We start from the raw sequence: 11,420 nt of genomic DNA on the forward strand, positions 1-11,420 counted from the left end.
ATATTACATATAAATATAACTCCTAAAACACTTATTTAATTAATATTCTTTGACCAAGTAATAAAAGATTGATATTCCTCAAACCCAATTTTCTTATATAAATTTAACGCTTGGTAATTATTTTTTTCAACTCGTATATATATATTTTTTATTGAGTTTTTAAAACAAAATCCAACTAAATATTTAACCAATGCATCTCCATAACCTTGATGCCTGTACTCCTTAAGTATACCTAAATTAACAATCGTATAGAGACCCTTATTAAATATCACTTGGCCGTAACCAACTGCTTGTCTGTATTCGTTACAAACAAACACAGCATAATTCCTAAGATAATAATCTTCTTCTTCTTCTATATATACATCCTTAACCGTTAATGGAATTCGATTCTTCTCATTAAAAACAGAATTTTGAATTTTACATCTTAATTCCTCGTCTTGCCCCTCTTTAAAGTGTTTAAAAAAATATCTTTTATCAAAATTATTTCTATAAAAATTAGTTGTTCTCATTCTCATCAAAATATTTTTAGAATTAATATTAAAATTTAATTTTTTCATGATAGATGACGCTCCCGAGCTGGCTACCATATCAAACCTAAAAGTCTTTATATTAAAAAAAGATAATAATTTAGAGTTAAGCAAATCAATACACTCCTCTTTTAAATAAATAGAATATATATTACTAAACCCCTCATCTGAAGGATATTCGTACCATATATATCCCACATAGTCATTATTAACTTTAAACAATTTGATTTGCTTTCTTATTACATATTTAAGAAAAAAAGATTCTTCATCATAAATATCAAAAAAACTCTTATCGCAAATATAAGCATCTTCATTTCTATTATATAATTTTCTTAAATGATTTATATTAAAAAGTGATAGTTTCTCTAAAAAGACCATAAAAAAATTCCTCATTTCCCCTTATATAAATAAATTATAATTCTAATAAACATCGTCGTCAACTTTATTAAATAATGAAGCATGAAAACAAAAGTAATTATAGAATTCATGACAATAAATCATAAATATACCTATAATACAATATATTGAGATTTTTAGAATACTTACAAAAAATCGTTTCCTTCAATATGATAATTAGTTTATCTTTATGAAGGAAACTTAAATAATTCAGATCTTAATATAAATATATACTTTTTTTATAGTTTTATTCGTTAACACCATCTACTATGAGATTTTTGTTTTTCGTTAATTCTACCTTCAAATCCTTTAACTGTATAATGTTCCGTTAAAATAGTTGGATCATAAGAGATGTATCCACCTTGATAGTCGTAGTAACCATCATTCATCTTGTCCTCATTATTATTTTTATTACTCATAGTCTCCCACACTCCCTTTTTACTTAATTTAATTTGCAGTTTAGAGATATTTTATTATTTATGTGTGGATGTCCACTGGTTATCTGTTGCAGTTTTTTCATGATTTTTAGATGATTCTTGTGTGTCAAAACCTGTTGGCACAGAATTCCAATCATTATTCCCTTCGTTCTTATGTTCCTTATGATCAGTATACGTATCTGAGAACTCTTTTTGTTTTTTATCGCTAGGTTCAGGAGTCATACTATAAAAACTCTGAAGGTTATTTGAGTCAGATTTTGGTCCTTTATTCATAATAAACACTTCCTTTCTACAACAATATATTGTGCAGTAAGGGAACGTTTTATCCGTAAATTAATTATCCTCATTTTTCATTTTTATCATATTCTAGATTATTTAACGCTTCCAAAAACATATTATACATTTCTACCTTACTATCCTCATCATAAAGTATCTTTATACCGAAGCACAAAACTAATAATATATAAATAGTAAGGAAAAATGGTCCAAGCTTCTTTAAATAATTATCTATATACGAAAAAATACCACTCGCAGTTAATCCTGCCAAAAGAGAAGCACCTATTCCACATCCACCACTTGTGAAGGAACCAAGTTTTGATTTGAGATATATTTTCTCCATACTTATATTTATATTTTTTTCATTTTTATACCACTCTTCAACTTTATTGAACATAATAAATTTAGTTCTAGTTTTATCATTTGTCATTTTTAGTATTCTTTTAAAGGTTACTTTATATTCTTCAATCATTTCAGGTGTATATAATTTATAATTATATTTTACTAATAGATTCTTTTTGAAATATTTATTTCCTATTTTTTTAAAATTATTGTTCTCCATTTAGGTATTTCCTCCAAATAATTTTATCTTGGTACAAATTACACCTATATACTATATAAACTATTCATGTTATATCTATAAATTGCTAATATATGTTATTTAAATTAAATAAAAATCAAATCAATCTTTTAGATCATTTTTATCTAATCAAGATTTGTACAAATTATTTATTAGAAGTTCTTAACTAAAAAAGCCGGAGTTTTCTAAACAGAAAATACTCCAGCTTTGAGTTTTTAACTAAAAATAGTACCCTTGATTTATATTTATCAAATAGAGTACTATTTTTTTATCATTTATAAATTTTACATATTTTCAATAAGCCTTAATATATAGCTCAATGTATGAAAATCTCGATCTATTTCAAATTTGATATAATGAAGGCCTTCAATCAAGGCATCTCTATCAAATTTTTCATTTAAAATCATCAATGTTAATGTATTTATTGTTCCTTCTTTTGTATCAAAAACTCTTGATTTCTTAATAAATTCATTTTCCATAACACTAAGAACAACTTTTTCTAACTCTTCATCTATTTCAAAATCAGGCATTGAGTCAAAAACTCGTATTCCATTTGCGGTTTCATTTAAATTTTTAGCCTTTGTAATGTCACATGACACAAATATAGTATTTTTAAATTTAGCGTCTTTGAACTCGACGCCATCTAAATTTGCTCCTTCAAATATAGTATCTTCAAATTTAGCTTCTTTAAATTTACATCCTTTAAGATTAGAACCAATAAACTCAGCCCCTTTAAAGCTGCATCTGAAGAAATTACATTTCTTAAAATGAGCACCTCTTAAGCTCGCGTAATCAAAATTTGAATTCGAAAAATTGCAATTATAGCATTTGCTTCTTTTAAGATTTTTATAAATAAAATTTTTATTAGTCTTTTCAGCATTATCGTAATAAAAACTTTCTGGTGCACTTCTGTTTATAGACATAATATAATCCTTTCTTAATTAAATATATTTATTCATTTTCTTTAGTTTGTTATTATTTCTATATTTTATCACATTTCTAAATAATTATATACACTTTACCAATTTAATAAAAAATATGCTGATTATCTTTATCGAATTATAGAAAATAAGGATATCAAATAATAAGAAGCACCTAATTACTTGAAATTGAACTTAATTTCAATTCTTAATGCTTTTATTATTTGATATCCTAGCAAAATTAAAGAGATAAAATTAATGCTTCTGATTTATAGTGATATCTTGACCTCTTGATACAACTTTATTAGTCAGCTCTTCTCTTTCTACAAATGATTTAACCTTAGACTGAGACATATCACCAGCCTTTTGAATTAATTTATCTTTTTTTCTATATGACATAATTATCATCTCCTCTCTTAATTATATTATTAGTCGTCTGTTAATAGTTATGTATGATATAATTATTATTAGTTGATAAATTATGTTAATTGATGTAAAATATTAATATAATTTTAATTAAATTTAGTAAGTATAAAAAAATATTAAAACAAAGTATATTTTGCTCAATTTTGTTAAATTATATTAAAGTAATATTATCTATGGGAGGGACAAAAATGCTAAATGAAAAATTACTCAGTCTTCTAAACGCTCAAGTTAACTTCGAAATATATTCTGCCTATGTCTATTTATCAATGGCTGCGTATTGTGAATCAATTGACTTAAGTGGGTTTGCTAACTTTTTCAAAGTTCAATCTCAAGAAGAATTATTCCATGCAATGAAATTTTATGATTACATATTCCAAAAAAATGGAGTTGTGACTTTAGAACAAATTGAAAAACCACACGCAAATTTTGAAAGTATAGCTCATGTTTTTGAAACAGGATATGAACATGAGCAAGTGGTAACAAGTAGATTATATAAAATAGCAGATGTAGCAACAGAAGAGAGAGAACATGCTACGATCGGATTATTAAACTGGTTTATTAATGAACAAGTTGAAGAAGAAAATACTTTTAATACAATAATAAAGAAAATTAAGAGATGCGAGAATAATCAAGCTGCACTATATATGCTAGATGATGAGCTAGCAGCAAGAATATTTACACCTCCTACAACAGCAAATGCATAGAAATATAGTTGTATAAATAATAAAAAAGTAGAGGGCAAATTAAGCCCTCTACTTTTTTAACTCCCCTTGAAGCCAATTTATGAATTGTGTTGCTGTTCTAGGTGAACGTGCATTATACCATCTTACCCATTTTAATGCTTCTGCATGAAGGTAATCTTTATCAACGTCTAATCCTCTTGCTTCTACGATATTATCAACTATGCTTAAATACTCTTTTTGATCTGGTGAGTAAAAAGATACCGTCATTCCAAATCTATCAGCTAGAGATAACTTTTCTTCTATTGCATCATGAGCGTGAACTTCATCGCCAGCTCTCTCACTAAAAGTTTCCTTTACTAAGTGTTTTCTATTTGTTGTTGCATATATTAATATATTGCTTGATCTATTCTCTACTCCACCCTCTAATATAGTTTTTAACGCAGAATAACTAGATTCTCCTTCTTCAAAAACTAGGTCATCTACGAAAATAATAAATTTTAAGTTCTTATTCCTTAATACCTTTATTATTTTAGTAAAGTCAACTAGCTTATCCTTATCTACCTCAATAAGTCTTAATCCATCATCATAGTATTCGTTTATAATTGCTTTAACTGTTGAAGATTTTCCAGTACCTCTAGAGCCATACAATAAAATATTATTCGCAGGATATCCACTTAAAAATTGTTTTGTGTTACTAATTATAACTTCTTTTTGTTCCTCATAACCAGCCAAATCTTTAAGCCTTACTGGGTCTGGCGAATCAACTCCACGAAGATAAGTTTTATCATCTTCATGCTCCCAAACCAAGGCCCTATACTCTCCAAATATCCCAGTACCATATCCGTTATAAAATTCAATTATATCCTCTAAAGCATCTGCCCAGTTATCCATAACTATTAAGCTCGACTTTAATTTCTCTATTGCTTTAATCAAATTATCATCTATATCGCATTCTAGTTCAATATCAATAAGAGAATTAATAATATCTGTTTCAAAATTTTTAGCTTTACTCTTTGAAATTATATATTCTTTAATATCTTTTGAACTAATACTGGATAGATATTGCAAAACTTTTAGCTCATATTTTACTTGCTCTAACACTTTTTTATTGTTTAAATCTTTATTGTCAATCATATTTGTAAAAGCATTATTATCTAAAAAAATCATATCAATTATGTACTTTTTGAAAGAAATGGAATTTGACGTATTTAGTAATTCATAAACAAAATTATTATAGTGGTTTATTGATTTCTCTATTGATACTTCTTTCTTATTTAGATATTTTAGTAACGAACTGTATTTCTTTAATACGCTACTCTCTTTTATATTTGTAAAAATACACAGAGAATTTATCATTACATTTGCTTTTTTTATTTGTTCATATTCTGCATACATGTTTATGCCCCCTTTAACATTATTGCATTTAGTATTATTCTACTACTAAGATGAAATTTTTTCTATTATTTTCGGAAATAATTTCATTTAAATAGCTATGTTAAGTAATTTATATATAAAACCGGCATAGGAATGTCATATGCCGGTTTTTCTCTTATCATTCCTCAAATAATTTTTCCCCTAATAGTGCAAAACTTTGAAGAACTAAAAAACATTTAATATCAAATTTCTCTTCACTTTGTATTAGTTCCTTAGCTTCATCCTGAGAGATCAGTAACGCTTCAATACATTCATCATCTTCTAAGTGTTCATCGCTTATTTCTCCCTCACAAGTACAAAATACAAACGCAAGCGATTCATCTGTCATACCTGCTGAAACGTAAACTTTATCACTCCCCTTACCTTTAATTACATCTACTAATGTAAGGCCGGTTTCTTCAAGTAATTCTCTTCCTATTGTACTTCTCGCGTCCTCTCCAGGATCAATGAGACCTGCAGTTAGTTCGTATACGTAATTATTTAATGGAATCCTAAATTGTTTTATGATAACAAGTTTCTTTTTATCCTTATGATAAGCTGCAATTATTACACCATCTGTTTTATCTTCTTTATTTTCAAAGTACTGCTTTTGGATGGTGTCATTATCTTTCCTTGAAGCAATAGTCCATGTTCTTGCATTTCCAATTTTATTTTCATATTCAGCTTCATATAAGCTTAAGTATCTTGTTTCTACTAAAGGTTTAACTTTAGTAACTTTGTTGCATTTCATAAGTATATGTCCTCCTAGTTCAGTAAATATTATATATTAGTAATATTTACTTTAATTATACTTCAAATGTTTTATTTATGCACCTTTACATAAATAAAACATTTGAAGTATACATCTATTCCCTTCTTAAAGATTCTACTGGGTCTAATTTTGCCGCTTTATTTGCGGGCATTAATCCAGCAAATGTACTTATTAAAATGCTTAAACTTATTCCCAATATGCCATAAGAAGATTTCATCAATACTAAGCTTATATCAAATAACTTATTTGACATAATATTTATACTTTTCATTAATATATATGCACTAAATAGACCGAATGCACCGCTAAAAACACCTATTAAAAATGCTTCTGAAACAAATATTCTCCGTATATCCTTTTCTCTTGCTCCAATTGCTTTAATTATCCCTATTTCTTTCGTTCTTTCTACAACACTAATATATAAGACAACTATAATCATAATAGAAGATACCACCAAAGAGATCGCTGCAATTCCAGACAAGACATATGTTAAAATACTTATCATTTGATTGAACATTGAACTTAATTGATTTTGAGACGATTCAGAATATCCAAGTTGCTTTACTTTTTCTTTGATAGCAGTTGTATATTTAATATTAGTCGCATTTATGTACATAACATTTGGTTTTAATTTATAATTATTTTCGGAATATAACTTCTCTAAATCTGAGTAATTTAAAAAAGCAGATTTCATCACAGTAGCTAAATCTGTACCTGCTCCTGTATATATTCCACTTACAATAAATTTTTTATTAAGAATTTTTTGATTTACCAAAATACGTAAACTTACTTTTTGACCAATTATATTTCCTCCAAATCTTTCACTTACAGCTTTATTAATTAACACTTCTCCTTCTTTAGGGGGGGCACCTTCTTCAATGTTCGAAGCTGTTACGTTAGAAGACATAGTTGAAATCCTCATAATATTACTGGTTTTTTCATTATAAATTATAGAATTGACTCCCATTGAAATTAGCGCATACCCTTTCTCTAAAGATGATACATTATCTATCTTGGATAAATTATTAATATCTGCTTCCTCAAAAGACTTAGGAGCATTCACATCTGGTTTTTGGATAGTTGTAACATCTAAATTAATACTTTCTTCATCTTGACTTGGCATAGTTACTTCTATAACTGAAGGATTTACATAACTATTCATCGTTTTGTTAAAATAATTTTTGACTCCATTTCCAAATGAGAGCATCAAGATAATGCTCATTATCCCAATACTGCTTCCTAACGATACAAGTATATTACGCCCTGATTTCTCTTTCATATTAACAAGTGCCAATTTAATTGATGATTCAAGGTTTAAATTCTGCTTTTGTTTATTCACTATAACTTGTTCTTTTTTATTGCTTATGCCTTCGAATATTGCCTCTTTTGCATCATGATTTATTTCACCATCAGCTATTTTAATACGTCTATTACTACATGCCGAAACTTTTTCAGAATGGGTAACCATAATAACTAATTTTCCTTGTCTTGCAATATTCTTCATTATATCTAATACATGTATAGTTGTTTTAGAATCCAAACTTCCTGTGGGTTCATCGGCAACAATTATTTTAGGGTCGTTAATTAAAGCCCTAGCAATTGCAACTCTTTGCTTTTGTCCACCTGATAATTGGTTTGGTCTTTTATAAATCTGATTTTCAAGTCCAAGATTAGATAATATTTCGATAGCACGTTTAATTCTTTCTTTTTTTCTAACATTTGATAACGTCATTGCAATTGTAACATTGTCTAATACAGATAGATGCCCAATAAGATTAAAACTTTGAAAAATAAAACCAACTTGGTTTTTTCTATATTTATCAAGGTCTCTTTTTTTTAACTTTTTAATATTTTTTCCGTTTACAAATAGTTCCCCAGAATACTCAGAATCTAGCCCTCCAATCAAATTCATTAGTGTTGATTTTCCACTTCCTGATTCTCCAACTATTGATACTAATTCGCCCGTATCAAACGATAAATTGATATTCTTTAATACATGAAATTTTTCACTACCTTTTAAATTATAATATTTATTGATATTCTTCAATTCCAGTAGTTTCATTTATCCAAACTCCTATATCTATTTTTACGATACTATTCACAATAAGTTATTGCCTTAAAAAAATTGCACTAAATATATAAATTCAGTGCAGTGTTTTACTTAAAATATTTCACAATGGTTACTTCTTTGTGAAATATTCATTCCCTTACGTACTACTTATATAATTAGTTTAATTTACTTTTAAATTTCATAAATACTGATTTAATTAAACTTTTTTCGTATTTATTTAGTGCTAGTATCCAAAAGATTAATAAATACGCTATAGAGAATATAATGGCAAATAACAATATACCTATGTAATTAATCGGATTAATAAATCTAATTAACATATAACCTAGAACTAAACATAGTGTAGCTGGCCAAGCTAGATTAATTATATTTTTCCAATAATACGCCATATCTAAATTTAATTTGAACTTATAATACCAATTATTTAATAGTGAATTTATAGTCATACCTATAGCTGTTCCTAATGCACAACCTATAGAACCTAAAATTTGAACTAAAAATAAACTTAATACTAAATTAAAAATTGCAACTCCTAAATATATAAGAGCCTTAACTCTATGTTTACTCATTGCTTCAAGCATTGTTGCAAATAAAGATTGTATAATGGAAAATATCTGAGGCACCATTAGAAGTATAGCTATATAATATGATAGTTCATAGCCTTCTCCTGCCCATATTAATATAAATTGCTTTCCGACTAATATAAATCCAATCAATATAAACGAGGCTATAAAGAATTGAATTCTAGATATCTTAACTAATATACTCATTAACTCTTTTTTATTTTCTTCCGTTGCTAATTTAGTAAGCTTTGGCAAGAACATATTGCTTATAACATTTGAAAATGAAATAAAGTATCCATTAAACTGACTTCCGATAGAATAAATTGCTATAGGCGCCGCCCCAACAAACATTCCTAATATAAATTGATCCGTACTCCAATATATCCTATATGCTATAGCTGACAAAAAAATAAAAAATGAATACCTAAATATTTCAGCAAGTATTCCCTCATCGAATCCTAAAAATTTCATTTTTATTTTTAAAGTCTTAAAACAATAAATTATATTAGCTATTCCTAGTAAGATATTAAATATAGTTGATGCTATCAGCATTCCTAGTGCCCTTTGACCTAATGCTAATACGCTTACCATAATTATTGGATTTAATACAGCTCTTATTAATGCCAATACCTTAGTAAATATGAAACGCTCATTAGCCATTATTATTCCGCTAAAAACATTTAGCGGAAATGCAAAAGCTAAATTAACCAACGCTACAATAAACATTAATTTTATTTGTTGTATTTCAGTTATATTTAATCCATTAGAAAATATATTTCCTAAATTAAAATATATAAGTATTCCTATAATAATACCTAAGACAGCTATTATACAATAAAGAACCAAGAACATTCCATTTATCTTTTTTAATCCCTGTTCATTATTTTCAGCCATATATTTAGAATTGTACCTAATAACTGCATTTCCCAAGCCCATATCTAATAAGTATATATAAGATATTATTGTATTTACTAAAGTAAAAAGACCATATTCCCCACGCCCTAAAGTGGTTAACATAATAGGAGTATATACTATGGATATAACATTTCCAGCAATTAGTGTTATATATGATATTATTGTAGCTGTTTTTATATTATTTTTCATAATCTCACCTTTAAGATCTTTTATATCACATGAATTAATTTTATCTTTCCTTAATAAGCTTAGTTAGCCCATTAAAGTACTCTTTTTTAAAATTAGTTTTATCAAATGTTGTTAATTTAATTAATTCATGTATTTTAGTGTTTACTGTATTAAACTCCAAATCATTAACAAATTTAATGTAGTTAATACCTTCAATCCATTTATAACTTTCTATAATTTTATGGTCTGATGATCTTAAAATTACACAAGGAGTTTTAGTAATAAATGCAAAAATCATTCCATGTAGTCTATCTGTTATTACAACTTTTGAATTTCTGAATTTATTCCATATATTAAATAATTCTTCTTCCCTCTTGTTAATATCAATATCCCTGTGAATTACAGTATCAGATTCCGTTACATTGTTATATCTTAATTTTAAATTGACAATAAATTCACTTTTTTTATCTTTCCAGTAACTTTCTTTATCATTTCTTAGACAAACCATGATATTATTATTTCTATTATATTTAGGCTCAAATATATCTTCTAGGTAGAAAACTATATCTGGTACTTTTACTGATTTTACTTCAAAAAGATTTTGCATCATATTAAATGATTTTTCTTCTCTTGCAAGTAATATAAGTTTTTCATTATAGTTATAAATTTTTTTCATTTGCTCTTTATGTGATTCTCCACTTCTATCTCTTGTAAAACTCAACGTGGTTGGCATGGAAATTATTTTACACTTGTTAAAGTGTCTTATAACATGTCTTCTTGCCCATTCTTCTCTTAGATACAAGTTTCCCATATTTCCACCGCCTTGCATTGCTATAATGTCATCTTCATTTATTATTTTTTCTATAGCTTTAGAATATGAGTAAAACTCATCTCTTTCAAATTCAAGTAATTTATATTCTTTAAAATTATCAACAAAAAACTTTTTAGTCGCATATGCTATAGCTTGATCGCCCATATTTCCATATTGAGGAGATAGTGCAAATATAACTTTTTTTACATTCTTGTATTTCTTTATCTCATCAAATTTTCTATTGCTAAAATAATAATTCTTTAATAAATTAATTTGTTCAATTGAAAGCTTTATTGATTTTTTTATTTCTCTTAAATTGTTTCCCATATTTTTCTCCTTAGATAATACTTTTAACAAATGTTTTAAGATAATAAAATTTAGAAATATAATTTAAATTATACAAATGATATTTCAATAAATTACATCTATTATTTTTATAAAACAAAGTTAACCCTTCTATAT

General features: G+C 26.7%; 12 protein-coding genes. 1 reads left to right on the forward strand and 11 read right to left on the reverse strand.

Annotation, left to right across the window (positions count from 1 at the left end; all coding sequences use genetic code 11):
- Positions 1–35: 35 nt before the first annotated feature.
- The 6 genes from CLCHR_RS22400 to CLCHR_RS25030 all read right to left on the reverse strand — a co-directional run bounded on the left by CLCHR_RS22400 (position 36) and on the right by CLCHR_RS25030 (position 3,535).
- Positions 36–905 (reverse strand): GNAT family N-acetyltransferase, encoded by an 870-nt coding sequence (locus tag CLCHR_RS22400; protein WP_079442123.1) that lies wholly within the window; start codon positions 903–905, stop codon positions 36–38.
- Between the two features lie 272 nt (positions 906–1,177).
- Positions 1,178–1,342 carry a hypothetical protein gene (locus CLCHR_RS25025; RefSeq protein ID WP_169896867.1) on the reverse strand — a complete coding sequence of 55 codons (165 nt, stop codon included), beginning with the start codon at positions 1,340–1,342 and terminating at the stop codon, positions 1,178–1,180.
- Between the two features lie 54 nt (positions 1,343–1,396).
- Positions 1,397–1,633, reverse strand: a complete 237-nt coding sequence (locus CLCHR_RS22405; protein WP_079442124.1) for a hypothetical protein — start codon at positions 1,631–1,633, stop codon at positions 1,397–1,399.
- Positions 1,634–1,703: 70 nt separating this feature from the next.
- Positions 1,704–2,198, reverse strand: coding sequence for a hypothetical protein (locus tag CLCHR_RS22410; protein WP_079442125.1), 495 nt, complete (start codon positions 2,196–2,198; stop codon positions 1,704–1,706).
- Between the two features lie 302 nt (positions 2,199–2,500).
- Positions 2,501–3,139, reverse strand: coding sequence for a pentapeptide repeat-containing protein (locus CLCHR_RS22415; RefSeq protein ID WP_079442126.1), 639 nt, complete (start codon positions 3,137–3,139; stop codon positions 2,501–2,503).
- Between the two features lie 252 nt (positions 3,140–3,391).
- Positions 3,392–3,535, reverse strand: a complete 144-nt coding sequence (locus CLCHR_RS25030) for a hypothetical protein (RefSeq protein ID WP_169896868.1) — start codon at positions 3,533–3,535, stop codon at positions 3,392–3,394.
- 215 nt (positions 3,536–3,750) lie between these two features.
- Here CLCHR_RS25030 and CLCHR_RS22420 point away from each other — a divergent pair, with 215 nt between their 5' ends.
- Complete coding sequence (locus CLCHR_RS22420; protein ID WP_079442127.1) at positions 3,751–4,266, forward strand: ferritin; 516 nt, start codon at positions 3,751–3,753, stop codon at positions 4,264–4,266.
- Between the two features lie 48 nt (positions 4,267–4,314).
- Here CLCHR_RS22420 and CLCHR_RS22425 read toward each other — a convergent pair whose 3' ends face one another.
- The 5 genes from CLCHR_RS22425 to CLCHR_RS22445 all read right to left on the reverse strand — a co-directional run bounded on the left by CLCHR_RS22425 (position 4,315) and on the right by CLCHR_RS22445 (position 11,285).
- Positions 4,315–5,640, reverse strand: a complete 1,326-nt coding sequence (locus tag CLCHR_RS22425) for an ATP-binding protein (protein WP_079442128.1) — start codon at positions 5,638–5,640, stop codon at positions 4,315–4,317.
- Positions 5,641–5,797: 157 nt separating this feature from the next.
- A complete protein-coding gene (locus tag CLCHR_RS22430; protein ID WP_079442129.1) occupies positions 5,798–6,409 on the reverse strand; it encodes an NUDIX hydrolase in 612 nt (203 codons plus the stop codon).
- Positions 6,410–6,524: 115 nt separating this feature from the next.
- A complete protein-coding gene (locus CLCHR_RS22435; protein WP_079442130.1) occupies positions 6,525–8,492 on the reverse strand; it encodes an ABC transporter ATP-binding protein/permease in 1,968 nt (655 codons plus the stop codon).
- 164 nt (positions 8,493–8,656) lie between these two features.
- Positions 8,657–10,168 (reverse strand): oligosaccharide flippase family protein, encoded by a 1,512-nt coding sequence (locus CLCHR_RS22440; RefSeq protein WP_079442131.1) that lies wholly within the window; start codon positions 10,166–10,168, stop codon positions 8,657–8,659.
- A 40-nt stretch (positions 10,169–10,208) separates the two neighbouring features.
- Positions 10,209–11,285 (reverse strand): polysaccharide pyruvyl transferase family protein, encoded by a 1,077-nt coding sequence (locus CLCHR_RS22445; protein WP_079442132.1) that lies wholly within the window; start codon positions 11,283–11,285, stop codon positions 10,209–10,211.
- Positions 11,286–11,420 lie beyond the last annotated feature (135 nt).

This window comes from Clostridium chromiireducens, assembly GCF_002029255.1.
Classification (GTDB): domain Bacteria; phylum Bacillota; class Clostridia; order Clostridiales; family Clostridiaceae; genus Clostridium; species Clostridium chromiireducens.

What these genes read in the sequence shown, in the direction of transcription:
- CLCHR_RS22400 (WP_079442123.1), bottom strand. Translation starts at nt 905, where the DNA reads ATGGTCTTTTTAGAGAAACTATCACTTTTTAATATAAATCATTTAAGA.
- CLCHR_RS25025 (WP_169896867.1), bottom strand. Translation starts at nt 1,342, where the DNA reads ATGAGTAATAAAAATAATAATGAGGACAAGATGAATGATGGTTACTAC.
- CLCHR_RS22405 (WP_079442124.1), bottom strand. Translation starts at nt 1,633, where the DNA reads ATGAATAAAGGACCAAAATCTGACTCAAATAACCTTCAGAGTTTTTAT.
- CLCHR_RS22410 (WP_079442125.1), bottom strand. Translation starts at nt 2,198, where the DNA reads ATGGAGAACAATAATTTTAAAAAAATAGGAAATAAATATTTCAAAAAG.
- CLCHR_RS22415 (WP_079442126.1), bottom strand. Translation starts at nt 3,139, where the DNA reads ATGTCTATAAACAGAAGTGCACCAGAAAGTTTTTATTACGATAATGCT.
- CLCHR_RS25030 (WP_169896868.1), bottom strand. Translation starts at nt 3,535, where the DNA reads ATGTCATATAGAAAAAAAGATAAATTAATTCAAAAGGCTGGTGATATG.
- CLCHR_RS22420 (WP_079442127.1), top strand. Translation starts at nt 3,751, where the DNA reads ATGCTAAATGAAAAATTACTCAGTCTTCTAAACGCTCAAGTTAACTTC.
- CLCHR_RS22425 (WP_079442128.1), bottom strand. Translation starts at nt 5,640, where the DNA reads ATGTATGCAGAATATGAACAAATAAAAAAAGCAAATGTAATGATAAAT.
- CLCHR_RS22430 (WP_079442129.1), bottom strand. Translation starts at nt 6,409, where the DNA reads ATGAAATGCAACAAAGTTACTAAAGTTAAACCTTTAGTAGAAACAAGA.
- CLCHR_RS22435 (WP_079442130.1), bottom strand. Translation starts at nt 8,492, where the DNA reads ATGAAACTACTGGAATTGAAGAATATCAATAAATATTATAATTTAAAA.
- CLCHR_RS22440 (WP_079442131.1), bottom strand. Translation starts at nt 10,168, where the DNA reads ATGAAAAATAATATAAAAACAGCTACAATAATATCATATATAACACTA.
- CLCHR_RS22445 (WP_079442132.1), bottom strand. Translation starts at nt 11,285, where the DNA reads ATGGGAAACAATTTAAGAGAAATAAAAAAATCAATAAAGCTTTCAATT.